Genomic DNA, 25464 nt, shown 5'->3' with positions numbered 1-25464 from the left:
CCGGTGTCCGAGCCGCCGTACCACAGCACCCGACAGGAGGACCTGATGAGCTCTTCGGCCGAGCCGGACCCGATGCCGCCGCCCGGCGGCGAAAGCGCGGGGCCCTACACCACCACCCTCGTCGTCGACGTCGACGAGCCCGAGCTCGTACCGCGGATCCCGGGCGAGTCGGTCAGGCTGCTCGCGCAGGTGAAGGTGACCGTCCTCGACCGGGCACAGGGCGACCACGCGGACCCCGGGCAGCTCGCCCTGCTCATCGCGCTCGACCTCGCCGAACACCGCCGGGAGCGCATGATGACGGCGATGCGGGCAGCGCTCGCCGCCATGCCCTCAGGTGTGTCGTTCGCCGTGCTCGCGGCGGCCGGCGGGCGCGACGAAGGGCCCCTGCGTTACTACCCGGCGGAACCCGGCGCATGGGCGCCGGCCGACCGCAAGCACCGGGTCAACGCGGCCTTCGCGATGGGCGCGGCCCCGCTGGCCGCCGACGGCGCACGGGCACCCACCGGTTACGAAGGATGGCTGGCCGAGGCCCGGCGGACTTTCGCCGGGTGCGACCGGCCGCTGTGCCGGCTGCTGCTCGTCACCGACGGGAGCACCGGATACGAGGACGCCTCGCTCACCGAGGAACTGGCGGCCTGTGGCGCCCGGTTCACCTGTGAGGTCGTGGCCGTCGGCGCGGACTGGGACTACCAGCCGCTGGAGCGGATCGTCAGCCGTCTGCGGGGGACGGCTGACGCCGCGGGACCGGACTTCACCGCCGAACTCGCCGCGGCGGTCCGACGGGCCTGCCGCCGGGCCGTCCCCGCGCTGCCGCTGGAGGTCACCGTGCGCCCCGGCGTGCGCGTCGAGTCGGTCGTCCAGTTCAAGCCCCAGCACCTGGAACTCGCCGCCGAGCCGTCGTCGGGACCGGCCCGTCACGTGTTCCACGCCCTGCCGTGGGACCCGGCGGGTACCGGCAGCGAGTTCCTGCTCGACCTGCGCGTCGACGGCGCCGGTGATCCGCTCGGCGAAGTGCTCCAGTTCGCCATGGTCTCGCTGGGACCCCGGCACGAGGCCGTCACCGCCTGCTGGCGTGATCCCGGCCTCCCGCCCCCACGAACCGCCTCGGGCGCGAGCGACGAGACGACCGGTGACAGCAGCCGCTTCCTCGACTCGCAGAACCGGATGATCGCCCATCTCAAGAAGGGACTCACCTCCTTGGGAGCCGGTCGAAGAGCGGACGCGGAACGGCACCTGGGCCAGGCCGCCGCGGTGGCCCACCGGCTGCGGGTGCGCTGGGTCCTCGACGAGATCAAGGCCTGGGGTGACATCCACGACGCCGCCGCCGGTTCCGTGAGCGTGCACCTGCCCGCCGACACCCACCGGGTCAGCGTCACGCTGCTGCGCCTCGGCGCCCGGTCGGCGAACGGCGGCACGCGCCGCACGGCGGGCCGACAGCGCACCGTCTGCCCCCGCCCGGACTGCCGGGAACCGGCCGTCCCCGGGGCCTTCTACTGCGTGCGCTGCGGAAAGGAACTGTCGTGAGGAGAGGGCGCGAGCAGCGGCCGGGCGCGGCCCGGCGCGGCGTGAGCACACGACGGCTGCTGTTGCGTCACCTGTGGGCCTTCCTCGGCTGCGCCGCCGTCGGCGTCAGTCTGCTCACCGCCGTGGCCGTGCCACAACTCGACGCTCAGGTAAAGGAGTTACGTGACGATGTCGCGCCGTCGGTACGGGGCTCGGCAGCCGTCAGGCTCGCCGTGCTGCGTGCCGACGAGGCGGCCCGGCACTCGATCAAGCGGGGGGTCGCCGGTACGGTCGGGGCGGGTGAGACGGCCCAGAGCCAGCTCGCCGCCGCGGACCAGGGCCTCACCCAGCTCGCGGACCACGTCGGCAGCGGCATGGACCAGGACATCTCCGCGGCCAACGGCCTGCTGGAGGCCTACAGCAACGCCATCACGCTCGCCACGGTCAAGTACCAGGCGGACGACGAGATGCGGAGCGAGAAGCTCGCCGAAGCCCGCGCCCTGCTGGAGCGCCCGGACACCGGTCTGCTCGACCGCCTCGACAAGGTCGCCAAAGCCGAACGACGCCGGGCCGGCGAACTGTCCGACCAGGGCGTGCTGTTGACGGCCTCCTGGGTGATGGCGGCCGCCGCGCTGGCCGCCGCCGCCACCGTGGCGGGCCTCGCGTGCCGAGTCATCAGCCGGCGCTGCGGTCGGCTGTTGGCCCCCTGGATCCTGGCCGGCGCCGCCGCTCCCCTGGCGCTGGCCACCGTGCCGGCCTTCCTGGCCTGGCGTACCGTCCAGGGCCTGAACACCGCACGCGACCATCTCTCGGAGATCCTGCACATCGCCCTGACGGACTCGCTCCCCGGAAGCGCCGGGGACCTCACGGCCGCGCAGCAGCGGGTCGCCGCCGCCGGCCTGCCCGACCTGTCCGTGTTCGGCTGGTGGAACGGTGTCTACGTCGTCGTGGGGCTGGCCGGCATCTGCGCCGCCGTCGCCGGTCTCGTCGCCCGGCTCACCACCGACTACCCGGAGCGCCCGGTCGACTGGTCGTGGGCGCGCGGCTCGTGGAACCGGGTGACCCGCACGAAGGGACGCCGCTGGATCGCCGCGGCGGCCGCGTTGGCCGTCCTGGCGGCGATCGCCACCCCGCAACTCCTGGAGCGTGACCCGGTCGTCACCGTACTCGGCCCGTGGACGGGCAAGGAGGAAGAGCGCTTCCGCGGCCTGATGAAAGCCGCCGGCATTCGCGTCAGCTATCAAGGCACCCCCGCCCAGCGCGAGGTGCTGCTCTCGCGGGTCCAGGCCGGTGACCCGCCCGACATCGCGATCATGCCCGGCATCGGGGAACTCGCCCAGTACCGCGCCGAGAAGCACCTGAAGCCGCTCGACGACCTGGTCGAGGGCCTGCGCTACGCGGGGCCCTGGCGTCCGGACGGCAAGGGCCACACCTACTGGTGGCCGGTCAACGCCAACCTGAAGAGCATCGTGTGGCAGTCCCGCGACGCCGTCGGCCGCCCCGACACCCCGTCCTCCTGGTGCCTCGGCATGGGCGAGGACGGCGCCGCCGGATGGCCCGGCACCGACTGGATCGAGGACATCGTGCTGCAGCGGGCCGGACCGGACGTCTACGCGGACTGGGCCCGCGGCACCGGCAAGAAGGCCGCCACGATGTGGACGAAGGGACCGGTCCGGGAGGCATGGCGGCAGTGGGCGGATTTCCTCGCCACGGACCGCCACCGGGCAGAACAGGCACTGACCACCGACTGGCGCGGCCCCGGCGCTCTGCAACGGCGCGACGGCACCGCCTTCCGCGAGACCACCCCCCGCTGCGCCCTCGAGCATCAGGGCTCCTTCGCGCAAGGTGACGACGGCGCCCGCCTCACCGACGCCGCACCCCTGCTCCCCGGCGGGCCCTACCGGACACGGGCCTATGAGGTGTCCGGAGATTTCGCCGCGCTCTTCAACGACAGGGAACCGGCCCGCAAGGCGCTGCGCGCCCTCTTCTCCGAGGACGGGCAGCAGAGATGGGCCGGCCAGGGCACCATGTACTCGGCGATGCTCCCGGTCATGACGGAGATCGCCGACCACGGCGAGGTGGACTCCACCGCCCGCGCGATCTACGCGAGGTTCCTGCAGACCGAGGTGCCGCGCTGCCTCGACGCCTCCGACGTCATGCGGCCCGCCGTACGGGACGCGTTCCACGAGGCGGTGCTGCGGACCGTGGCCGCCGTGGTCAGGGACGGGAAGTCCGCGAACCTCGACGCCATCCTGGGCGGCGTCCAGAAGGTCCAGGAGGTGACGAACCAGGACGAGGACATCGAGGAACTCGGGGTGTGCAGCGAGCCCCGGGCGTGAATCCGGCCGCGTGGCCATGTCCTCGGCTTCCCGCGCGCCGGCTCGTGTGGCGTGGTCGAGGACGTCACCCACCCCCATGGGCGACGTCCTCGACCGCTCCCCCGGTGCCGGACTGTGGCTCAGGTGTCCGCGCGGCGGATCAGTGCCGTCACCAGCACATCACCGCCGTCTCGCCGGAACCCCGGGCGGAGTACAGGCGTACGCGGACGGGGTAGCGGCGGCCCTTGACGAGCCGGGCGCCGATCGTGGCGTTGTGCGGAGTTCCCCCGTCGTCCTGTCCGGCGAGATAGCGGGGTCGCCCGTCCCGCTCCTCGAAGACCACGACGACGGCGTCGCAGTCGCCGAAGGTGCCCAGCGTGTACGTGCGGGTCTCGGGCGGATCGATCACGAAGTCCGCCTGTTCGCCCGCGCCGAGCCCGAGCGGCGCCGAACGGAACGGCACCAGCGCGGGCGCACCCCGCGGATGCGCCGGCGGATACCAGCGCAGCACCGCCTCCTTGTCGGCGGCGGACAGGGTGCCGGGCGGATGCAGGCCACCGCGGTACTGCTCCGGTTCCAGGATCAGCCCCGACGGGAACGGGAACTCCATGATCGACTGCGGGTCCCAGACGGAGTGGTTCACCTCGTCGGGGCCGAGCTTGCGCAGGATGTTGTAGTGCGTCCGCTCCCGGCTCCAGTGGTGGGGCGGGCCCGCCAGTTCGGCGTACACGGCCTCGTCGTCCCAGTGGATGCCGGCGAACGGGCTCTGGTGCTCGTGCAGCAGGCCGAGCGCGTGCCCGATCTGGTGCAGGGCCGTCGCACGTCCCCCCGGCGCGGTCAGGTCCCAGCCGAAGTTCATGGTGCGTTCGTGCCGGCCGGCCGGCAGTGCCGCCCGGCCCACCGCGGACCAGGAGCCGTCGCCGGCCTGGAACCCGATGCGCAGTTCGGCCTCCGAGCGGTCGTCCGCCTCGGCGAACGTGATCCCGATGCCCAGGTCCTGCCACTCCCGGAAACCCGCGCGCACCACGTCCCGCTGCTCCTCGGCACCGGCCCACGACACCCGCCGCGTCATCCCCCTCCCCGGCACGGGGATGACGGAGGCGTCGGTGTCGCCGTCGAAGAACCAGTAGTGCAGAACGGTGCCGTTGACCCACATCCGCCGCCCGCTCGCGAGTGCGCTCAGCCGCTCGGCCGCCAGCCCCGGTGCGAAGGCGGGCGCCGGCGCCTGTGCCAGCGAGCAGTAGCGTGCGGTCATGGGCCACAGCCTGCCCTGCGGCCCGGCCCGGGCGCCTGAGTCGGGGGCTACTCAAGTCACCCTGTATCAGAAGTGAGTAGCCACGCTCATACCTGTGTGATGACCTACGAGAGGCACGCGACGACGCTGGAGCCGCCCTGGCCGTTCGCCGGGCGGGATGACGAACTGGGACTGGTCCGCCGGTCGTTGACCGGTGTGCGGCGCGGCATCGTGGTGACGGGCCCGGCGGGCTGCGGCAAGACGCGCCTCGCCGTGGAGGCGGTCCGCGGCACCGACCGGGCCCGGGCGGCCGGTACGCCCGAGAGCCGGACCATCCCCTTCGCCGCGTTCGCCCATCTGCTGCCCGAGTCGGTCACCCTGCACCGCGCGGTCCGGTCGCTCTCCGGCATCCGCACGCTGCTGGTGGACGACGCGCACCTTCTCGACGACGCCTCCGCCGCCCTGGTCCACCAACTGGCCGTGCACGGACGCACCCGGCTGCTGGTCGTCGCCACGGACGGCAGCCCGGTGCCCGGTGCGATCGCCCGGCTGTGGACCGGTGAACTCCTGCCCCGGCTCGCGCTGAAGCCGCTGCCCGAGGAGGAGACCGGCCGGCTCCTCACAGCCGGCGCCGGCCCTCTCGACGCGCTCACCGTCAACCGGCTGCGCCGCCTGGCCCAGGGCGATCTGCGGCTGCTGCGCGACCTGCTGACGGCGGTGCGCGGGCTGCTGACGCCCGTCCCGGACACCGGCGAACGGGCCTGGCGGGGCCCGGTTGTGCTGACCCCGGCCGTGCGGGAGCGCACCGCAGCCGTCCTCGGCCGCGACCGCCCCCTCGAACGAGAGGCCCTCGACCGCCTCGCCTTCGCCGAACCCCTGCCGTCGGACCTGGACGACCTCGACCTCGATGTCCTCGAAGTCCTGGAGTCCGACGGCCTCATCGAGATCGACGAGCACGGCGCCGTCCGGCTCGCCCACCCTCTGTACGGACCGGTGCTCCGGGCCGCGGCGGGCCGGCTGAGGGCGCGGCGGCTGGCCCGGACTCCCCACGCGCACGCCGCCGCCCTCGACGCCGAAGCGGCAGCCCTGGCTCACCGGATCGGCCGGCACGACGTACGGGCGATGCCCACACCGGTGGGGGAGTGGACGGTCGCCGAGGGCGGCCCGCTGCCCGGCCGGTACGCCGCGGTGCGCGCTCGGTTCGCGCGGCTGCGCGGGGAGGTGGGAGAGGCGGCGGCCTGGGCCCGGGAAGGCCTGCGGGGCGACCCCGGGGACCCGGCGTGCCGGACGGAACTCGCCCGCGCGGCGGCGGCCTTGACCTGCCCGGGCGACCTGGACCCGGCGGCCGTCACCGATCCCTACGACGCCGTGCGCCTCGGCGCCCCGGAGAAGGTCATCGACCGGCTCGACGGCGTCTTCGCCCGGCACGCCGACGCGCTCACCCGCGCCGACGGACCGGACCTGGACGACGTGGCCGGGGAACTGGAGCGGCGGGGCTTCCTGCTGTTCGCCGCCGAGGCGTACGCACAGGCCGTGGCCGCCCACCACGACCCGCGCGCCGCCCGGCACTCCCGCACCCGGGCCGTCGCCCTGGCCCGGCGCTGCCAGGGCGCCCGCACCCCGGCACTGTCCGGGCTGGTTCTCGGTGACCTCACGGCCCGCCAGCGGCAGATCGTCGCCCTCGCCGCGGCCGGCCTGACCAACCGGCAGATCGCCGAACGCCTCACCCTGTCGATCCGCACCGTCGGCAACCACCTGTACAGCGCCTACGCCCGGCTCGGCGCGAGCGACCGCGGCGCCCTGCCGTGGCTGGAGCGCACCCCGGAGGCGCAACCGGCCTGAACCGGCACCACGACCGGCGGCCTGACCCGGACAGGGGACGGGTCAGGCCGCCCCGAACGCCGAGAACGCCCAGCCCGTGGCCTGGTGCAGCGCGTCGCCCGGCAGGGCGGCCCGGGCGTCGCGCAGCGCCTCCGCCAGGGACAGCCCGGCGTCGAGGCCCTTGTGCAGCGCGAGCATCAGCGGCACCACCGCGGCGTCGTTCACCGGCGCGCTGCACGCCACCACCCCGGCCGTACCGAGCGGCAGCAACGCCGTGACCAGGCCGAGGAGTTCGTCGGCGCCGACCGAGGCGAGCCGGGCGGTGTCGCAGCAGGACAGGATGATCCGGTACGGGCTGCGGTCCAGCCGCTCGAAGTCGTGCACGACGATCGGCCCGTCGGCCATCCGCAGGGAGGAGAACAGCGGGCTGTCCGCGCGGAACGTGCCGTGCGCGGCGATGTGCGCCAGGGCCGCCCCGTCCAGCTCCTCCAGCACGCGCGGCACCCGCGCCTCGTCATCCTCCAGGAGGGTGGCGCAGCCGTACCGGCCGGCCAGCTCGGGCACCTCGGCGCCACCGGTCGCCAGGCCCGGACCGCGCACCAGCACAGGGCAGCCGTCCGCGGGCGGCGCCGTCTCCCGGGCCCGCAGCCAACTGCCCGCCGAGGGCGACACGCTGAGCACCCGCTCCCGCAGCGAGGGCAGCAGCGCCCACGGCACCCGGTGCAGCCGCCCCGGCGGCACGATCACCACCGGACCGCCGCCCAGGTGCGCCGCGGCCCGTCCGAGGAGGAGTTCCTCCAGCCGGTGCCCCGCCGCCTCCACCACCGGCAGCCGGGCCTCCGCCCCCGGGTGGGCCAGCCGCCGCAGCCCCGCCTGGACGTGCTCGGCCTCGGTCTCCGCCTGCGCGAGCAGCCCGGCCTCGAACCGGCGCACCCGGCCCCGCCCGCACAGCAGCACTTGCACCCGCCCGTCCAGCACGGCGAGTTCCACCAGCAGAACCTCGTCGCCCAGCCGGTCCAGCAGCCGGCCGACGTCGAACCGGTCGCCGTCCCCGGGCGCCGCACCCCGTATGTGCAGGGTCCTGGAGCGGATCTCCCGTTCCAGGCGCCGCTGCTCGCGTTCCAGTGCCGGGACCGGCCGGCCCTCCATCCGGGCGGCCTCCGCACGGGAGGCGATCTCGCGGAAGGCGGTCATGCCGCTGAGCAGTTCCGGATCGGCGGGCGGCCGGGTCGGCGGGGTGGACAGCACGGTGGCCCGCCAGCGCTCGCTCCACACCAGCAGCCGCCGCGGCCCGCCGGAGACCAACGTGGCCTCCTGCGCCAAGGCCGCCAGCTCAGCGCCCTGTTCGGTGGCACGGGCCCGCAACTCCGAGGCGCCCAGCGTCATCCGGTGGTCGTCCAGCACGTCCAGGCCGCGCCGGCAGGCCTCCAGCACACCGCGGGCCGACCCGGTGGCCCGCGCCCGCAGCGCCTGCGCCACCCAGCCCGTCATCCGCGCCAGCGGCGGGCCGCTGTGCCGGCTGCGGGCGGCCACGGCCAGATGCCGCTCAGCGTCCGCCGTCCAGCGCAGATCCAGCGCGATCCGGCCCGCGAGCAGCGACGCCTCCGGCGCGGCCGAGGCGCCGAACGACGCCAGCTTCGCGGCCACCGCGGCGGCATCGGCGACCAGCCGCCCCGAGCCGCGCCCGGCCGCGTGCCGCGCCTCGATCAGCACCAGCCGGGCGTGCGTCTCCCACCAGGTGCGCCGCTGCCCGGCGAACAGCCGTACCGCGAGCGCCGCGCGGGCGATGGCCGTGTGCGGATCGCCCGCGAGCCGCGCTGCCCGGGCGGCGGCCAGCAGCAGCTCCGCCTTGCGGGTGGACTGCCCGCCGATCCCGTCCAGTGTGCTGATCGCCGCGTCCGCCTCGGCCAGCGCCTCGGGCGCCAGCCCGGCCGCCATCAGCACCTCGCAGCGCCGGATGTTCAGCATGAACGTCGGCGTGCCGAGCCGGGCGTACCGCTCCTCCGCCTCGTCCAGCAGCCGCAGCGCCACCGGCACGTCCCCGGAGCGGAACGCGGCCAGGCCCCGGCTCTCCACCGCGTCGGCCTTGTCGTGCTCCTGGCCGGTGGTGTCCCACAGCGCCTCGGCCGCGGTGAAGTCCGCCTCGGCCCGCTCCACCGCACCCAGCGCCAGGTGCACGGTGGCGCGCAGGGTCAGGGCCCGCGCCGTCCAGATCACGTCGTCCGCCTGCCGCAGCACCGGCACCGCCCGGCGCACGTCCTCCAGCGCCTCGCGATGGTGACCGAGCACCCACCACACATAGGCCCGCCGGTACAGCACCCGCGCCCTGGTATGCCCCGAGCCCCGCGCGACACCCCGCTCGAACGCCGCCAGGCCCTGACGGGTGCGGCCCGCGTGCACCAGCGCCACGCCCAGTGTGGCCAGCACGTCCGCCTCCCGGTCGGCCGACTCCGCGCGGGCCGCGCACTCCCGGGCCCGCCGCAGATGGTGCAGCGCGAGCCGCAGATCGCCGAAGTCCCGCTGCCAGATGCCGATCACCTGGTGGGCGACGGAAGCGGCCGACGGCGACGGATCGGCGTCGAGCAGCGCCCGGGCCCTCGCGAGAGCCTCGCCCGGGTCGGCGAACACCATCGGCAGCAGTTCCGAAACCGAGTCGCTTCCCGCCGTCACTCCTCGGATGGTAGTGCTCCCGGAGCGCACCACACAGGTGGCGAGCTGTATCAAGGCAGCGCGCGGAGGCTCTTGTTGACGACCGCTCCGCGGCACCGACCGACGCCGTCGCACCAACGGGAGGACCCGCCATGGCACCTCAGCGATTCCACGAGCAGTTCGACCAGGTCCAGCGCTCGATGCCCGACGTCCCGCTGGCGATGGGCCCGGACGACTCGGCGGAGTTCATGTACGAGAAGGGCGTGGTCCTCGTCCGCGACGGCGAGGAGGCCCAGATCGTCGAGGACACGGTACGGGCGCACTTCACGGCGGCACCCGACCTCGACCAGGAGCGCGTCCGCCGCGCGGGGCCCCAGACCAACCGCAGCGGCATCACCCGGATCCGCGTCGGCGACCCCGGCGAGGGCGGCCGGGACGCCGACCGGGCCGTCGCGCACGCCCTGCGCTCGGTGCGGGAGCACGAGTCCCGGGCCGGGCGCCGGATGGTCGCCCGCAACCACGTCGTGCACATCGCGGTCAACGCCTGTCCCGGTGACGAACCCGTCCCCGCCCCGCTCAGCGAGCCGCCCAACCCGGCCGCCGCCGACACGCCCCACGACCCGGACACCGCCGTCGGCGTCCTCGTCGTCGACACCGGCCTCATGCACGACTACCGCTCCTGCGGTCTGCTGGCCCACACCGGCGGCGACGCCCAAATCCAGGAGTGCGACGACCGGGGCGTCCTCCAGCAGTACGTCGGACACGGCACGTTCATCGCCGGGCTCGTCGCGGCCGTCGCGCCCAACACCGACATCACCGTGCGCGGCAGCCTCAACGACGCGGGCGCCATCCTGGAGTCCGAGTTCGGCGAGAAGCTCTTCGAGGCCGTCGACGCCGGCGGCTGGCCCGACGTGCTCAGCCTCTCCGCCGGCACCTCCAACGGCCGCACCGACGGCCTGCTCGGCGTCGAGAACTTCATGCGGGAACTGCGCGAGCAGCGCACCCTGCTGGTCGCCGCCGCGGGCAACAACGCGAGCGCCGCGCCGTTCTGGCCCGCCGCCTACGCCGACCTGCCCGGCTGGGAAGACTCCGTGCTGTCGGTCGGCGCCCTGCGCAGCGACGGCGAGTCCGGCGCATGCTTCACCAACCACGGCCCGTGGGTGAAGGTCTACGCCCCCGGAGAGCGCCTCACCAGCGCCCTCACCGGCTTCGACGCACCCGTCCCGTACGTGTACCAGCACTCCACGTACGACGCCTGCCGCTACGGCTTCTCCTACGGCTGCACCTGCCAGCACCCCCGCCACAGTGGCGTGCTGAGCGACGAGGGCGACGCCGCCAAGCCGGACCAGGTGATGTTCGAGGGGTACGCGCAGTGGAGCGGCACCTCCTTCGCCGCCCCGGTGACCGCCGGCCTGGTCGCCGCCCACATGACGGCGCACAAGGAGACGGATCCGCGCGTGGCCCGGCGGCAACTGCTCGCGGCGGAGGCGGAGTTCGCGGAGGTGCGTGGCGCGCAGGTACCGGCGCTGCGTCCGCCCACGTGGCGGCCGGTCCCGGTCGTGCGCCTCGGCCCCGCGCTGTGAGGGCCGAAGCCGCCCCCTCCACGGCGTACCATGACGTGCCGTACTCGAGGGGTGGGGCTGCCGTGGACCGTAGTGATGCCGGCGCGCTCGTCCAGGCGGCCGCCGACGGGGACGCGGCGGCCTGGAAGGCGCTCGTGGAAGGGCTGAGCCCTCTGGTGTGGTCCGTCGTCCGGGCCCACCGGCTCTCCGACGCCGACGCCCACGAGGTGTACCAGACGGCCTGGTTCCGCTTCGCCCAGCACCTCGGGCGGATCCGCGAGCCGGGCAAGGCGGGCGCGTGGCTGGCGAGCACCGCGCGCCACGAGTGCCTCAAGGTCATCAGAAACTCCCAGCGGCTGACCCTGACGGACGATCCGCGGCTGCTGGACCGGGTCAGCGAGGACGGCACGCCGGAACAGTCGCTGCTCGACTCCGAGGAGGCCGCCGCGCAGAGCGAACGCGTACGGCGGCTGTGGCAGGAGTTCGAGGAACTCGGCGAACGGTGCAGGCAGTTGCTGCGCGTGCTGATGGCCACGCCACCGCCCAGCTACCAGGACGTGTCCGCCGCGCTGGGCATCGCGGTGGGCAGCATCGGGCCACTGCGCCAGCGCTGTCTGCGGCGTCTGCGGGCCCGGCTCGAAGCACGGGGGGCGATGTGAGCGACATGAACGACGACATGAGCGACGACGACCCGTTCGCCGAAGAGGACTTCGACGACGGGGAGTTCGACGCGGCGCTGCTCGAGGAGGAGCTGCGGCAGGCCGCCGCCGTCCTCGACCCGGTGCCGGCGGAACTCCAGCAGATCGCCGTGGACGCCTACGCGCTGCACGACCTCGACGCGCGCGTGGCCGAGCTGACCTTCGACTCGCTGGTCGACGCCCTCCCGGTCCGCGGTGCCGCCGACGTGCCCCGGATGCTGACCTTCCGGGCGGGCGAGGTGACCGTCGACGTCGAGGTGACCGCGCAGGGGCTGATGGGACAGGTGCTGCCGCCGCAGCCGACCCGGATCGAGGTCCTCGGCGGACCGCGCCCCGGGTCCCCGCTCACGACCGACGACCTGGGCCGCTTTACGGGCGACATGCCGCTGTCCGGCCCGTTCGCCCTGCGGTTGCGGACCGGCGGGGACGTGGTGGTGACGGAGTGGCTGCGGGCCTAGCAGGGGATGTGGGCGCACCGGCACCGGCACCGGGGACGGTGACAGTTCAGCGGGACACGGCGTCGACCAGCCCGGCCAGCGCGGTGGCGAGCCGCTCGAGACCGGGCCCTGCGGGACCGCCCGGCTCGGTCATGTAGGTGTCCCGGCGGATCTCCACCATGAGGGCGCTCACCTCGGGCCGCTTCCCGTAGAACTCCAGAGGGACGTAGGTCCCGCCGAACGGGGTGTCGAGCGCCGTCTCACCGAACGCCTCCCGGGCGGCGTCCAGCAGCGCGGGCGGCGTGTGGAAGGAGTCCGTTCCGAGGCAGACCGGGGGGCGGGGCCCCTCCCCGTGCAGCTCGTACGGCAGTCTCCGGCTCGAGTAGGAGTGCACGTCGATGATCACGGCCCGCCCGGCGGCTACCAGCCGGTCCGCCACGGCCCGCGTCATCGCCCGTGCGTAGGGCTCGAAGTACCGCTCGACGAGCGGCGCGGCATCGGCTTCCCCGGGCCGCAGCGCACGGCCGTGCGTGGTGCGGGTGTACACCGCCCCCATCCCGGCGGCGAGCATCTCCTCCCGCTCGTCCGGAAACCGTTCCGGGTCGACGACCAGCCGCGACAGCCGGTTGACGAACCGCCACGGCATGACGCCCGCCAGCCCGGCCGCCGCCTCGGCGATCTCCGCCGTGTGCGCGTCGGTGATGTGGTCCAGCTCCCGCTCCAGCTCCTCGTCGCCCAGCACGATCCCGGCCCGCACGGCATCCGGTATCTCCCGCGCGGAGTGCGGCACATGCAGGATGACGGGCGACCGCCCGTCCCCGGACAGCAGCGCGAAGGGGTGCGGGGTGTCGGTCACGAGGCGGCTCCAGGGGCGTTGTCAGTGGCGTGCGGCACGATCAAGGTGTCACATCGCCGAACCGCCGAGGCCGAGGACGTCATGCCGATCAGCAATGAGCAGGTGAGCACCCACCCGTTTCTCCGGGGGCTGTACGAGGACGACTACTACCCCGACCATGTGGTGGACCGCGGCCGCGCGATCCTGCTCGCCCTGTGCGAGCGCGTCGAGGCGGAGCGGCCCGCCGGTCTCGACGCGCTGTACGCCCTGACGCAGGCGGCCACGGAGGAGTTCAACGACCTGGAGGCCGCGTTCGAGGCGGCGGGCAGCGAGATCGAGACGGTGGCCCGGGAGGAGATAGCCGAGGACTTCGCCTTCCTCGCGCGAGCGTACGGCTTCCCGGACGCGGACGTGGAGGAGCTGATCGCCACGCGGGAGTGGTGAAGGCCGCGGGAGGGGCGAGCGCCGGGGGAGGGTGAGCGCCGGGGGAGGGCGAGCGCCCGGGAAGGGGCGAGGGCTGGGGGAGTGGCGCGGGCCGCGGGAAGGGCGGGGACCGGGGGAGGGGCGAGGTCTGCTGGAGGGGTAAGCGCCGGGGGAGGGCGAAGGCCGGGGGAGGGGCGAGCGCCCGGGAAGGGGAGAGGTCTGCGGGAGGGGCGAGGACCGCGGGAGTGGCGCGGGCCGCGGGAAGGGCGGGGACCGGGGGAGCGGCGAGGTCTGCTGGAGGGGTAAGCGCCGGGGAAGGGCGAGGGCCGGGGAAGGGGCGAGCGCCCGAGAAGGGGCGAGGACCGCGGGAGTGGCGCGGGCCGCGGGAGTGGCGCGGGCCGCGGGAGTGGCAAGGTCTGCGGAGGGGCGGGGGCCGGGGGACGGGGCCCAGGGAATGGCGCGGGACGCACAGGGCTCCGCCCCGGCCGGGCGTGGTGCCGGCCGGGGCGGAGTCGAGGGCCCGATACGGCCCGGGGCGTCAGCTCAGGGACGCCAGGGCCTCGTTCCACGTGGAGGACGGGCGCATGGCCGCCGCGGCCTTCTCCGGGTCGGGCTGGTAGTAGCCGCCGATCTCGACGGGCTTGCCCTGGACGGCGTTCAGCTCGTCGACGATCTTCTGCTCGTTGGCGGCGAGCGTCTCGGCGAGCGGGGCGAAGGCCTTCGCCAGGTCCGCGTCCTCGGTCTGCCCGGCCAGCTCCTGCGCCCAGTACAGGGACAGGTAGAAATGGCTGCCGCGGTTGTCGATGCCGCCGACGCGACGGGTCGGGGACTTGTCCTCGTTGAGGAAGGTCGCCGTGGCGCGGTCCAGGGTGTCGGCCAGGACCTGGGCGCGGGCGTTGCCCGTGACCTTCGCGAACTGCTCGAGGGACGGAACCAGGGCGAAGAACTCACCCAGGGAGTCCCAGCGCAGGTAGTTCTCCTTGACCAACTGCTGCACGTGCTTCGGCGCCGAGCCGCCGGCACCCGTCTCGAACAGGCCGCCGCCCGCCATCAGCGGGACGACCGACAGCATCTTGGCGCTGGTGCCCAGCTCCAGGATCGGGAACAGGTCCGTCAGGTAGTCACGCAGGACGTTGCCGGTGACGGAGATCGTGTTCTCGCCGCGGCGGATGCGCTCCACCGACAGCTTCGTCGCCTCGACCGGGTTGAGGATCCGGATGTCCAGGCCCTCGGTGTCGTGGTCCGCGAGGTAGGTGTTGACCTTGGCGATCAGGTTGGCGTCGTGCGCCCGGGTCTCGTCCAGCCAGAACACGGCCGGGTCGCCGGTGGCGCGGGCGCGGGTGACGGCCAGCTTCACCCAGTCCTTGATCGGCGCGTCCTTGGTCTGGCAGGCGCGGAAGATGTCGCCGGCCGAGACGCTCTGCTCGATGAGCGCGGTGCCCTTCTGGTCGACCAGGCGGACCGTGCCCGTGGTGGCGATCTCGAAGGTCTTGTCGTGGCTGCCGTACTCCTCGGCCTTCTGCGCCATCAGACCGACGTTCGGCACCGAGCCCATGGTGGAGGGGTCGTAGGCGCCGTTGGCCCGGCAGTCGTCGATCACGGCCTGGTAGACGCCCGCGTAGGAGGAGTCCGGCAGTACCGCGAGGGTGTCGTGCTCCTGGCCGTCGGGGCCCCACATGTGGCCCGAGGTGCGGATCATGGCCGGCATGGAGGCGTCGACGATGACGTCCGAGGGGACGTGCAGGTTCGAGATGCCCTTGTCGGAGTCGACCATCGCCAGCTCCGGGCCCTCGGCGAGCTCGGCGTCGAAGGAGGCCTTGATCTCGGCACCCTCCGGCAGGGCCTCCAGGCCCTTGTAGATGCCGCCCAGACCGTCGTTCGGGGTGAGGCCGGCCGCGGCGAGCTTGTCGCCGTACTGCGCGAACGTCTTCGGGAAGAAGGCGCGCACCACGTGGCCGAAGACGATCGGGTCGGAGACCTTCATCATCGTGGCCTTCAGGTGCACCGAGAACAGCACGCCCTCGGCCTTGGCCTTGGCGACCTGCGCGGTCAGGAACTCGCGCAGCGCGGCGACGCGCATCACGGAGGCGTCGACGACCTCACCGGCGAGCACGGGTACGGACTCGCGCAGCACCGTGGTGGTGCCGTCGTCGCCGACCAGCTCGATGCGCAGCGCGCCGTCCTCGGCGATCACGACGGACTTCTCGGTGGAGCGGAAGTCGTTCTGTCCCATGGTCGCCACGTTCGTCTTGGACTCGGCGGTCCAGGCGCCCATGCGGTGCGGGTGGGACTTGGCGTAGTTCTTGACCGAGGCGGGGGCGCGCCGGTCGGAGTTGCCCTCACGCAGGACCGGGTTCACGGCGGAACCCTTGACCTTGTCGTAGCGGGCGCGGATCTCGCGCTCTTCGTCGGTCTTCGGGTCGTCCGGGTAGTCCGGCAGCGCGTAGCTCTGGCCCTGCAGCTCGGCGACGGCGGCCTTGAGCTGCGGGATGGACGCCGAGATGTTCGGCAGCTTGATGATGTTGGCGGCGGGCGTCTTGGCCAGCTCACCGAGCTCGGCGAGGGCGTCCGGGATGCGCTGGTCCTCGGTCAGGTACTCCGGGAACAGGGCGATGATGCGTCCGGCCAGCGAGATGTCGCGGGTCTCCACCGGGACACCCGCCTGTGACGCGTACGCCCGGACCACCGGCAGGAAGGAATACGTCGCCAGGGCGGGGGCCTCGTCAGTGTGCGTATAGATGATGGTCGAGTCAGTCACCGGGTGCTCCGCTCCACGTCTGCAACATTGCTCGACATCAAGATATCTCGTGATCGACCTCGTCTCGACAGGGGTCCGCGTCCAGTTTCGTGCAACCGATCGGCTCGTTCCCATGTCCTGGAGAGGGATCACTCACTCCAGGCCACGGCCGGATCTGACCACCCGGCCGTCCGAGCGAAAGCGGACCATGAGATATCGCACCAGAGTGACGGCCCCGGCGATCGTCCTCATCGGCACGGCGGCGGCACTGACCACGGGGGTCCCGGCCCAGGCGGCCGGCAGGACCGGCGCCGGCCCGGGCTCCGAGACCCTCGGCGACTCCGTCTACCCCGCCCTGGGCAATGGCGGATACCGGGTCTCGGCCTACCACCTCGACTTCGCGTACGACGCCACGACCCAGCTCGTCGAGGCGTCCGCGACCCTGCGCATCCGCACCACCCAGGCCCTGAGCCGCTTCTCCCTGGACGCGCTCGGCCTGGACATTCGCTCCATACGGGTCGGCGGCCGCACGGCCGCCTTCGAGCAGGTGGCCGGGAAGCTGCGGGTCACCCCGGCCCGCCGACTCCCGGCGAAGGCCCGGGTCACGGTGTGCGTGACCTACGGCGCCGACCCGCGCCGGATCCCGCCGCCCGCCGGCGGCTGGGTGGCCACCCCGGACGGGTTCGCGGTCTGCTGCCAGCCGGACCTGGCGCACACCGTCTTCCCCTGCAACGACCACCCCTCCGACAAGGCCGACTTCACCTTCCGCCTCACCGTGCCCGCCGGGCTGCGGGGCGTCGCGAGCGGCCGGCTGGAGCGCACCGAGCAGCTGGCCGATGGCCGGACCGCGTACACCTACCGCTCCCGCTCGCCGATCGCGACGGAGGTGGTGCAGATCACCGTCGGCGACTACGTGATCAAGGACCGGCAGGGACCGCACGGCCTGCCGCTGCGGGACGTCGTCCCCGTCGCCCGGGCCGCCGCCCTGGAACCCGCTCTGGCGCTCACCCCGGCCCTGGTGGAGTGGGTCGAGCAGCGGCTCGGCGCGTACCCCTTCGAGACGTACGGCCTGCTGCCCTGCAACAACGACGCCCCGGACGCCTTCGACTTCACCGGTCTGGAGACCCAGACCCTCACGATCTACAAGCCGAACTACCTCCTCCAGGAGGAGAGCAAGATCGGCTCGCACATGATGCACGAGCTGGTCCACTCCTACTTCGGCAACAGCGTCAGCCCCGCCACCTGGGCCGACCTGTGGCTGAACGAAGGCCACGCCGACTTCTACGGGCTGCTGTACCGCTACGAGCGCGGCTGGCCCGACTCCAAGGGCATGACCACCATGGAAGCCCGGATGAAGGACACCTACGCCCTCGGCGACCAGTGGCGCCAGACCTCCGGGCCGGTCGCCGCACCCAACGCGGCCAACCTGTTCGACAGCCAGCGCTACCTCGGCGGCGTCCTCGTCCTCTACGCGCTGCGGCAGCAGATCGGCGAGGCCGCCTTCAACGCCGTCGAGCGCGCCTTCCTCGCGCGCCACCGCGACTCCTCGGCCTCCACGGAGGACTACATCGCCGTCGCCTCGGAAGTCTCCGGCCAGGACCTGACCGGATTCCTGCGGGAGTGGCTGTACGGCACGAAGACGCCGCGGATGCCGGGCCACCCGGACTGGACCGTGGCGCCGGTCGCGCCGTCCCTCTCGGCGCCGCGCGACCGGAGGGACAGCCACCACCACGAGAACTCCGCGACGCTGTAGGGGCCCCGGAGCGCCTCAGTCGAACCGGGCGTGGCTCAGCCCGCCCGGTTCGATCTCGCCGGTCCGCTGCTGCGGGATGCCGACCGGACCCTGCTGCAACGCCACCGTCCGGGCCGGGGCGGGGATGCGGATGCCCTCCGCGCGGTAGCGCTTGTGCAGGCGCTTGATGAACTCGTGCTTGATCCGGTACTGGTCGCTGAACTCGCCGACGCCCAGGATGACGGTGAAGCCGATCCGGGAGTCGCCGAAGGTGTGGAACCGGATGATCGGCTCGTGGTCCGGCACCGCGCCCTCGACCTCGGTCATCGTCTCGGCGATGACCGCGTTGGTCACCCGCTCCACGTGCTCCAGATCGCTGTCGTAGGCCACTCCGACCTGGAGCAGGATGGTCAGCTGCTCCTCGGGGCGCATGAAGTTGGTCATGTTCGCCTGCGCGAGCTGACCGTTGGGGAGCACGATGAGGTTGTTGGACAGATTGCGGATGGTCGTCTGCCGCCAGTTGATGTCCTCGACGTAGCCTTCCTCGCCGCTGCTGAGCTTGATGTAGTCACCGGGCTGGACGGTCTTGGAGGCGAGGATGTGGATGCCCGCGAAGAGGTTGGCGAGGGTGTCCTGGAGCGCCAGGGCGACCGCCAGACCACCGACGCCCAGGGCGGTGAGCAGCGGGGCTATGGAGATGCCCAGGGTCTGGAGCACCACCAGGAAGCCGATCGCCAGGACCAGGATCCGGGTGATGTTGACGAAGATCGTGGCCGAGCCGGCGACCCCGGAGCGGGACTGGGTGACCGTGCGCACCAGTCCGGCCACCACCCGGGCCGCCGACACCGTCGCCACGAAGATGAGCAGCACGGTGAGCACCTGGTTGGTGGTGTGCTGCACGGTGCGGGTCAGCGGCAGCACGGCCGCCGCGCCCGCCACGCCGCCCACGACCGCCGCCCAGGGCACCACGGCCCGCAGCGCGTGCACGATGACGTCGTCCCCGCTCCAGCGCGTCCGGTCGGCGTGCCCGCCCAGCCAGCGCAGCAGGACACGCAGCGCGAACGCCGCCAGCAGACCCGAGGCGAGGGGGATGCCGGCGAACAGCAGATCGTCCACGGTGAGGTCCCGGTTCACCGGTCACCTCCGGTGCGGGGAACTGCGGCGAACGCCGCCGCCAACGGCCGGATGTGAAGTCTCGTCACGTCGTCACCTGCTCGTTTTCCGGGATGCACGAAGGTGCCCGACCACCCTGACCCGCGGTCGGCACGATCGTTCATCCTGCCGTATCCCGCACGGGGTTCCGTACCGCGGACGGGGGTGAGCGGAGGGTGAGTCAGCGCACACGACGCACTGTCACGCGCGCTCCCGTCGCGTGACCGAGCCGGCGCGCCACCCGGGTCAGATCACCTTCAGCCGCACCAGCGCCGCCAGGGTCAGCGCGCCCGGCGCCAGCGGCAGCCAGACGGTGATGACCCGGAAGGCCAGGACCACGGCGGTGGCCACCGCGGCCGGGCCGCCCGCGGCCACCAGCGCCACGACGAGCGCCGCCTCCACCGAGCCGATGCCGCCGGGCGTCGGCACCAGAGCGACGGCGACGGTCGCCGCCAGATAGGCCACCGCCATGTGCGCGACCGGCACGTCCAGCCCCAGCGCCCGCCCCACCAGCACCAGGACGGAGGCCTGCAGCGCCGGGAAGGTGAAGGCCCCGCCCCACAGCGCCAGGGCCCGCGCCGGACGCCTGTGCACCGAGCGCGCCTCACCGAGCGCCGTCCGCAGGAAGGACACCAGGGCCGAGCGCAGCCGCCGTACGAGGCCGAGCACGGACGCGGCGATCACGAGCACCACGGCGACACCGGCCAGCAGCGGGCCGAACGCCGTCTCCGGCATCAGCGCGCCCAGGCGCAGCGCCTCGGGGAACGCGATGAGCAGGGCACCCAGCAACGCCACCCGGCCGATGCTCTCGGCCAGCAGGTACAGGGCGAGGGCCGCCGAGGAGCGGGCGAGCGGCAGCCCGCACACCGTCATGAACCGCAGGTTGACCGCGCTCGCGCCCAGCCCGGTCGGCAGCAGGTGGTTGGCCGCACCCGCCGCGAACTGCGTGGCCAGCAGCCGCCGTCGGGGCAGTCGTTCGACCACCGCGCCCTGCCGGGTGCAGGCGGCGGCGACCCAGGTCAGACAGGTCACCCCGGCCGCGGCCAGCAGCCAGGGCCACTCGGCGGTGCCCAGATGAGCGAAACCCGCGGCCAGCACGGACCGGTGCTGCACCGCGACCACGGTGACGAGCAGGAGCGGGAGCAGACACAGGATCTGCCGCAGGCGGCGGACCGGGACGCGACGGGGGAGTCGTCCCGGGTGGACTTCGGGGAGCTGTACCGCTGTCACATCACCAGAGGCTGTCCAGGCCGGGCCAACTCCGGGTTGCGAGAGCGGGGACTGGGCATGGCGCGCGGGATGCGGCTGTGTGGGGAGCGTCATCGGGGCCTTTGCGCGGAGGGACGGAGAAGAGCGGGATCGGGCCGATTGTGCGGGATGTCGGGGCAATAGGCGAGCTCCTTGACCTCAATAATGCTTGAGGTTCTACGGTCTTCCTCATGAGCATGGAGACCACAGCGTGGACACAGCTGCACAGCGTCATGAACGCCGAACGGGAGCGCCGCCCCTTCGCCCTGGCGACCCTGCGCCGCATCGGCGCGTTCGCCCGCCCGCACCGGCGCCGCATCACCCTCTTCGTCCTGCTCGGCGTGGGCACCGCCCTGCTCGCCGTGGCGACCCCGGTCCTGGCCGGGTGGGTCGTGGACACGATCGTGTCGGGCGGCGACGAGGGCAGGGTCGTGCGCCTCGCCCTGCTCATCGCGCTGATCGCGGTGGCGGAGGCGGCGCTGGGCGTCCTCGGCCGGAGACTGTCCGCGACGCTCGGGGAGAATCTCATCCTCGATCTGCGGACCGCCGTCTTCGACCATGTGCAGCGCATGCCGATCGCGTTCTTCACACGCACTCGTACGGGCGCCCTCGTCTCCCGGCTCAACAACGACGTCATCGGCGCCCAGCGCGCCTTCAGCAACACCCTCTCCGGAGTGGTCAGCAACCTCGTCACCCTGCTGCTCACCCTCGCGGTGATGCTCACGCTGTCCTGGCAGATCACCCTGCTCGCGCTGGTGCTGCTGCCGGTGTTCGTGATCCCGGCGCGGCGCATGGGCAGCAGGATGGCCCGGATGCAGCGGGAGGCGGCGACGCTGAACGCGGCGATGGGCACCCGCATGACCGAGCGCTTCTCGGCCCCCGGCGCCACCCTGGTCAAGCTCTTCGGGCGGCCGGAGCAGGAGTCGGAGGAGTTCGCCGCACGAGCCCGCCGGGTCGCGGACATCGGGATCCGGACGGCGACCGCCCAGGCCACCTTCATCACCGCCCTCACGCTGGTCTCCGCCCTCGCCCTGGCCCTGGTCTACGGCCTCGGCGGCTGGTTCGCCCTGCGCGGCTCCCTGGAACCGGGCGCGGTCGTGTCGCTCGCGCTGCTCCTGACCCGGCTGTACGCGCCGCTGACCGCGCTCGCCGGGGCACGCGTCGAGGTGATGAGCGCCCTGGTCAGCTTCGAGCGGGTCTTCGAGGTGCTCGACCTCAGGCCGCTCATCGAGGAGAAGCCGGACGCGCGCCCGGTGCCCGACGGTCCCGTGGCGGTCGAGTTCGAGAACGTCCGCTTCGGCTACCCCGCGGCCGACAAGGTCTCCCTGGCCTCCCTGGAGGAGGTCGCGTCCCTGGACAAGCGAGGCGGCGACGAAGTCCTGCACGGCCTGTCCTTCCGCGCCGAACCCGGCCGGACCGTGGCGCTCGTCGGCTCCTCCGGCGCGGGCAAGTCCACCATCGCGCAGCTGATGCCGCGCCTGTACGACACCGACGGGGGAACCGTGCGCGTCGGCGGCGTCGACGTCCGCGACCTCACGGCGCGGTCGCTGCGGCAGACCCTCGGCATGGTCACCCAGGACGGCCACCTCTTCCACGACACCGTCCGCGCCAACCTCCTGCTCGCCCGCCCCGAGGCCACGGACGGGGAGCTGTGGGACGCCCTGCGTCGGGCCCGCCTCGACGGCCTCGTGCGGTCCCTGCCCGACGGCCTCGACACCGTCGTCGGCGAACGCGGCTACCGCCTCTCCGGCGGCGAACGCCAGCGCATGACCATCGCCCGGCTGCTGCTGGCCCGCCAGCGCGTCGTCATCCTCGACGAGGCCACCGCCCACCTCGACAACACCTCCGAGGCGGCCGTCCAGGAAGCCCTCGCCGAAGCCCTCGCGGGCCGCACGGCGGTCGTGATCGCCCACCGCCTGTCCACCGTCCGCGCGGCCGACCAGATCCTGGTCGTCGAGGCCGGCCGGATCGTGGAACGGGGCACGCACGAGGAACTGCTGGCGGCGGGGAAGCGGTACGCGGAGCTGTACCGCACCCAGTTCGAGGGGGCGCGGGCGACGGCGGTGGAGGAGGCCGCCTAGAGCGGTGAACACCTGCCCGGACCTGTCCGTACTCCCGTCGAGTACTCCTGCCGACAGCCGCACCCGGAGAGGCGAAGTGTTCCAGCAGCGACCGCACGTACGATCCACCCGACGGACCCCGTCCCGCGCCCGGCGGCGCGCCGCCGTCACGGCCGGGGTCCTGGCCGTGCTTCCCCTCGTCACGGCCTGCGGCGGCGGTGACGACCGCGGGGCGGCGGTGCCGCCGAGCGTGTCGGCGGCGCCCGCCGCCGGGGTGGTCGCGCCGGCGAAGGTCGAGGTCATCGCCGGTCTGACCGGCTGCAAGGCGAAGATCCGCACCGAGGCGGACGAGTTGCGCGAGGGTGTGTGCCACACCGAGAAGGGCGCCTACCTCATCACCACGTTCCCCGAGGAGAAGCTCAAGGAGACCTGGCTGGAATCGGCCCGCGTGTACGGGGGCACCTACCTGGTCGGCATGCGCTGGGTGGTCAGCGCCAAGCCCGCGATGCTGGAGCCGCTCCGCGCGAAGCTCGGCGGCACCGTCCGGAAGCTGACGGGCGTCGGCCCGCGCGCGAACGCCTCCTGACGTCACCGCGGCCCGGACCTTCTCCCGACACGTCTCTTTCGGTTTGCGCTGGTGGACGTCATGATGGTGCGACTCGCCAGATGAGCCGCCCCTGTCGCGGCGGCCCAGGAGAAAGTTCGTCGTGGTCGCCACCTTCCGTCGCCATTCGCTCGCGGGCGAGATGCTGGTGCTCCAGCTCGCCATCGTCGTAGTGGTGCTGCTGGCCGTCGCCGCGGTCTCCCTCGCCCAGTCCCAGGCCACCTTCAACCGCGTCGAGGGACGCCGGGTGAGCGCGCTCGCCGAACGACTGGCCGCCAACCCCCTGGTGCGCAGCCAGCTCATGCGCCCCGCGTCCGGAGAGGCGCTCGCCCCGCTGGTGCTCGCCACACAGGCGCAGTACGGGGTGACCTCGGTGACGGTGGCCGACAGCGCCGGGCGGATCGTCAGCTCCACGAATCCCACGGTGGTCGGGGAGCGGATGTGGCTGGGGCCGGGCACCGCGCGAGGGCGGGGCTGGTCCGGGCCGTTCACGCTGGACGGCAACCGCGAGCTGGCCGCCCAGGTCCCCGTCCTCGGGGCCACCGAGGAGAACCTCGGCCGGATCCTCGGCACGGTGATGATCGGCGAGGCCGATCCGACCGTGTGGCAGCGGCTCAGCGGCGCCTCGTCCTACCTGCTCGCCTATCTGGGCATCGCCAGCGGACTCGGCGTCGTCGGTTCCTGGCTTCTGGCGCGCCGGGTGAAACGGCAGACCCTCGGACTGGAGCCGGGCGAGATCGCCGGGCTCGCCGAACACCGCGAGGCGATGCTGTACGGGATCGCCGAGGGCGTGATCGCCCTGGACCCGCAGCACCGGCTCACCCTCGTCAACGACATGGGCCGCCGGCTGCTCGACCTGCCCGAGGACTGCGTCGGCCAGAGCCTGGAGGGGCTCGGTATCGACGGGCGGCTGCGCGACGTGCTGTCCGGCACCGCCGCCGGCGAGCGCGACGAGGTCGTCGTCCGCCACGGCCGGGTCCTGGTGATGAACCGGATGACCGTCACCAAGGACGGCCGGTCCCTCGGCTCGGTCACCACCCTGCGCGATCGCACCGAACTGGCACGCCTGGAGCGGGAGATCGGCTCCTTCCGCAGCTCCTCGGAGCTGCTGCGCGCCCAGGCGCACGAGTTCGCCAACCAGCTGCACACCATCTCCGGGCTGATCCAGATCGGCGAGCAGGACGAGGTCGTGCGCTACATCCGCGCGTTGAGCCGGCACCGGCAGTCCCTGGACGTCACCCTCAGCCGCCGCGTCCGGGACACGGCGGTGGCCGCGCTGCTGATGGCGAAGGCGTCCCTCGCGGCCGAACGGAAGGTCAGCCTGCGGATCTCGGACGACACCGCGCTGGAGCGGCTCGCCCCGGAGGACGCCGCCGACGTGGCGACCGTGGTGGGCAACCTGGTGGACAACGCCGTCGACGCGGCCTGCGCACAGGACGAGGCCTGGGTGGAGGTGGCGCTGCGGCAGGACGTCTCCGGTGTCGAGATCGTGGTCCGTGACTCCGGGCCGGGCGTGGCGCCCGAGCTGGCCCGCGAGGTGTTCTCCCACGGTTTCACCACCAAGGCCGCCCGCGAGGGCGGGCGCGGCATCGGACTGGCCCTGACCAAGCTGGTCTGCGAACGGCACGGGGGAGAGATCTCGGTGGCCAACACCCCCGAAGGGGCCGTGTTCACCGCACACATGGCCGTCAGGCACCTCACCGGCACGGTGGCGGAAGGAGCGGCACCATGACCGCAGCGAGCGACAAGGCGGGCACGATCGACGTCCTGGTGGTCGACGACGACTTCATGGTGGCCAGAGTCCACCGCGCGTTCGTCGCACGCGTCGAGCCGTTCCGCGTCGTGGGCACGGCCCACACGGGCGGACAGGCCATCGAGGCGGTCGACGCACTGCGCCCCGACCTCGTCCTGCTCGACCTGTACCTCCCCGACCTGTTCGGGCTCGACGTCATCCCCCGGCTGCGCACCGCGGGCCACGACTGCGACGTGATGGTCATCAGTGCGGCGACGGAGGCCGACACCGTGCGCGGGGCGGTCCGCCGCGGCGTGGTCGACTACCTGCTCAAGCCCTTCGAGTTCGACGATCTGCGTCTTCGCCTGGAGCGCTACGCCGCGCAGCGGGGCCGGCTGCTCACGACGGTGGTCCGGGGCCAGGCGGACGTGGACCGCGTCCTGGCCGGCGCGTCCGTCCCCGCAACCGCGTCCACCCTGCCCAAGGGCATGAGCGTGGAGACCGCCGACCTCGTCGAGCGGGCCCTGCGCGAGGCGGACGGCACCCTGTCCGCCACCGAGTGCGCAGCCCTCACCGGCGTGTCCCGGGTCAGCGCCCGCCGCTACCTGGAGTACTTCCACGGCATCGGCAGCGCGGAGGTGTCCCTGCGCTACGGCGCCGCCGGCCGGCCCGAACGCCGCTACGGCTGGCGGGCCTGAGCCCGACCCGGGGCCGGCACG

General features: G+C 73.3%; 18 protein-coding genes. 12 read left to right on the top strand and 6 right to left on the bottom strand.

Annotated elements, in window-relative coordinates; genetic code table 11:
- Positions 1 to 45: 45 nt before the first annotated feature.
- Together QNO09_RS04460 and QNO09_RS04455 are read left to right on the top strand one after the other, a co-directional pair.
- Positions 46 to 1524, top strand: a complete 1479-nt coding sequence (locus tag QNO09_RS04460; protein ID WP_283968703.1) for a vWA domain-containing protein — start codon at positions 46 to 48, stop codon at positions 1522 to 1524.
- A complete protein-coding gene (locus QNO09_RS04455) occupies positions 1521 to 3842 on the top strand; it encodes an extracellular solute-binding protein (protein WP_283968702.1) in 2322 nt (773 codons plus the stop codon). Before QNO09_RS04460 ends, QNO09_RS04455 begins: the two co-directional genes overlap by 4 nt.
- A gap of 148 nt (positions 3843 to 3990) precedes the next feature.
- Here QNO09_RS04455 and absR1 read toward each other — a convergent pair whose 3' ends face one another.
- The gene (gene absR1 / locus QNO09_RS04450) at positions 3991 to 5076 is read right to left on the bottom strand and encodes a beta-glucuronidase AbsR1 (protein ID WP_283968701.1); all 1086 of its coding nucleotides are present in this window, start codon (positions 5074 to 5076) and stop codon (positions 3991 to 3993) included.
- A gap of 99 nt (positions 5077 to 5175) precedes the next feature.
- Here absR1 and QNO09_RS04445 point away from each other — a divergent pair, with 99 nt between their 5' ends.
- Positions 5176 to 6897, top strand: a complete 1722-nt coding sequence (locus QNO09_RS04445; protein ID WP_283968700.1) for a LuxR family transcriptional regulator AbsR2 — start codon at positions 5176 to 5178, stop codon at positions 6895 to 6897.
- 42 nt (positions 6898 to 6939) lie between these two features.
- Here QNO09_RS04445 and QNO09_RS04440 read toward each other — a convergent pair whose 3' ends face one another.
- The gene (locus QNO09_RS04440) at positions 6940 to 9507 is read right to left on the bottom strand and encodes a CHAT domain-containing protein (protein WP_283968844.1); all 2568 of its coding nucleotides are present in this window, start codon (positions 9505 to 9507) and stop codon (positions 6940 to 6942) included.
- A gap of 170 nt (positions 9508 to 9677) precedes the next feature.
- On the opposite strand from QNO09_RS04440, the gene QNO09_RS04435 reads away from it, so the two are divergent.
- The 3 genes from QNO09_RS04435 (at position 9678) to QNO09_RS04425 (ending at position 12243) form a co-directional block, all read left to right on the top strand.
- Positions 9678 to 11108, top strand: coding sequence for a S8/S53 family peptidase (locus tag QNO09_RS04435; RefSeq protein ID WP_283968699.1), 1431 nt, complete (start codon positions 9678 to 9680; stop codon positions 11106 to 11108).
- A gap of 62 nt (positions 11109 to 11170) precedes the next feature.
- A complete protein-coding gene (locus tag QNO09_RS04430; protein ID WP_283968698.1) occupies positions 11171 to 11746 on the top strand; it encodes an RNA polymerase sigma factor in 576 nt (191 codons plus the stop codon).
- A gap of 5 nt (positions 11747 to 11751) precedes the next feature.
- Complete coding sequence (locus QNO09_RS04425; protein WP_502962241.1) at positions 11752 to 12243, top strand: hypothetical protein; 492 nt, start codon at positions 11752 to 11754, stop codon at positions 12241 to 12243.
- Between the two features lie 46 nt (positions 12244 to 12289).
- On the opposite strand, the gene QNO09_RS04420 is transcribed toward QNO09_RS04425, so the two are convergent.
- The gene (locus QNO09_RS04420; RefSeq protein ID WP_283968697.1) at positions 12290 to 13078 is read right to left on the bottom strand and encodes an N-formylglutamate amidohydrolase; all 789 of its coding nucleotides are present in this window, start codon (positions 13076 to 13078) and stop codon (positions 12290 to 12292) included.
- 81 nt (positions 13079 to 13159) lie between these two features.
- Here QNO09_RS04420 and QNO09_RS04415 point away from each other — a divergent pair, with 81 nt between their 5' ends.
- Positions 13160 to 13501, top strand: coding sequence for a DUF5713 family protein (locus tag QNO09_RS04415; RefSeq protein ID WP_283968696.1), 342 nt, complete (start codon positions 13160 to 13162; stop codon positions 13499 to 13501).
- A 517-nt stretch (positions 13502 to 14018) separates the two neighbouring features.
- Here the strand turns inward: QNO09_RS04415 and QNO09_RS04410 are convergent.
- Positions 14019 to 16238 carry an NADP-dependent isocitrate dehydrogenase gene (locus tag QNO09_RS04410; protein WP_283968695.1) on the bottom strand — a complete coding sequence of 740 codons (2220 nt, stop codon included), beginning with the start codon at positions 16236 to 16238 and terminating at the stop codon, positions 14019 to 14021.
- 187 nt (positions 16239 to 16425) lie between these two features.
- Between QNO09_RS04410 and QNO09_RS04405 the strand changes: the two genes are divergently transcribed.
- The gene (locus tag QNO09_RS04405) at positions 16426 to 17970 is read left to right on the top strand and encodes a M1 family metallopeptidase (protein ID WP_283968694.1); all 1545 of its coding nucleotides are present in this window, start codon (positions 16426 to 16428) and stop codon (positions 17968 to 17970) included.
- Between the two features lie 15 nt (positions 17971 to 17985).
- Here the strand turns inward: QNO09_RS04405 and QNO09_RS04400 are convergent, their stop codons facing one another.
- Positions 17986 to 19083 carry a mechanosensitive ion channel family protein gene (locus QNO09_RS04400; protein WP_283968693.1) on the bottom strand — a complete coding sequence of 366 codons (1098 nt, stop codon included), beginning with the start codon at positions 19081 to 19083 and terminating at the stop codon, positions 17986 to 17988.
- 264 nt (positions 19084 to 19347) lie between these two features.
- Positions 19348 to 20331, bottom strand: a complete 984-nt coding sequence (locus QNO09_RS04395) for a lysylphosphatidylglycerol synthase transmembrane domain-containing protein (protein ID WP_451523163.1) — start codon at positions 20329 to 20331, stop codon at positions 19348 to 19350.
- Positions 20332 to 20546: 215 nt separating this feature from the next.
- On the opposite strand from QNO09_RS04395, the gene QNO09_RS04390 reads away from it, so the two are divergent.
- The 4 genes from QNO09_RS04390 (at position 20547) to QNO09_RS04375 (ending at position 25443) form a co-directional block, all read left to right on the top strand.
- Entirely contained in the window at positions 20547 to 22430 is a 1884-nt protein-coding gene (locus QNO09_RS04390) for an ABC transporter ATP-binding protein (RefSeq protein ID WP_283968841.1), read from the top strand.
- A gap of 76 nt (positions 22431 to 22506) precedes the next feature.
- Positions 22507 to 22995 (top strand): hypothetical protein, encoded by a 489-nt coding sequence (locus QNO09_RS04385; RefSeq protein ID WP_283968692.1) that lies wholly within the window; start codon positions 22507 to 22509, stop codon positions 22993 to 22995.
- 121 nt (positions 22996 to 23116) lie between these two features.
- Entirely contained in the window at positions 23117 to 24745 is a 1629-nt protein-coding gene (locus QNO09_RS04380) for a sensor histidine kinase (RefSeq protein ID WP_283968691.1), read from the top strand.
- The gene (locus QNO09_RS04375; RefSeq protein ID WP_283968690.1) at positions 24742 to 25443 is read left to right on the top strand and encodes a response regulator; all 702 of its coding nucleotides are present in this window, start codon (positions 24742 to 24744) and stop codon (positions 25441 to 25443) included. The genes QNO09_RS04380 and QNO09_RS04375 overlap by 4 nt, the downstream gene beginning before the upstream one ends.
- The last annotated feature ends 21 nt before the right edge of the window (positions 25444 to 25464 follow it).

The organism is Streptomyces sp. 378, assembly GCF_030124145.1.
In the GTDB taxonomy this organism is placed as follows: domain Bacteria; phylum Actinomycetota; class Actinomycetes; order Streptomycetales; family Streptomycetaceae; genus Streptomyces.
This window is presented reverse-complemented; position numbering and strand designations above follow the sequence as displayed.

Coding starts and splice junctions, on each gene's coding strand:
- QNO09_RS04460 (WP_283968703.1), top strand. CDS start 46: ATGAGCTCTTCGGCCGAGCCGGACCCGATGCCGCCGCCCGGCGGCGAA.
- absR1 (WP_283968701.1), bottom strand. CDS start 5,076: ATGACCGCACGCTACTGCTCGCTGGCACAGGCGCCGGCGCCCGCCTTC.
- QNO09_RS04445 (WP_283968700.1), top strand. CDS start 5,176: ATGACCTACGAGAGGCACGCGACGACGCTGGAGCCGCCCTGGCCGTTC.
- QNO09_RS04440 (WP_283968844.1), bottom strand. CDS start 9,507: ATGGTGTTCGCCGACCCGGGCGAGGCTCTCGCGAGGGCCCGGGCGCTG.
- QNO09_RS04435 (WP_283968699.1), top strand. CDS start 9,678: ATGGCACCTCAGCGATTCCACGAGCAGTTCGACCAGGTCCAGCGCTCG.
- QNO09_RS04425 (WP_502962241.1), top strand. CDS start 11,752: ATGAACGACGACATGAGCGACGACGACCCGTTCGCCGAAGAGGACTTC.
- QNO09_RS04415 (WP_283968696.1), top strand. CDS start 13,160: ATGCCGATCAGCAATGAGCAGGTGAGCACCCACCCGTTTCTCCGGGGG.
- QNO09_RS04405 (WP_283968694.1), top strand. CDS start 16,426: ATGAGATATCGCACCAGAGTGACGGCCCCGGCGATCGTCCTCATCGGC.
- QNO09_RS04390 (WP_283968841.1), top strand. CDS start 20,547: ATGGAGACCACAGCGTGGACACAGCTGCACAGCGTCATGAACGCCGAA.
- QNO09_RS04375 (WP_283968690.1), top strand. CDS start 24,742: ATGACCGCAGCGAGCGACAAGGCGGGCACGATCGACGTCCTGGTGGTC.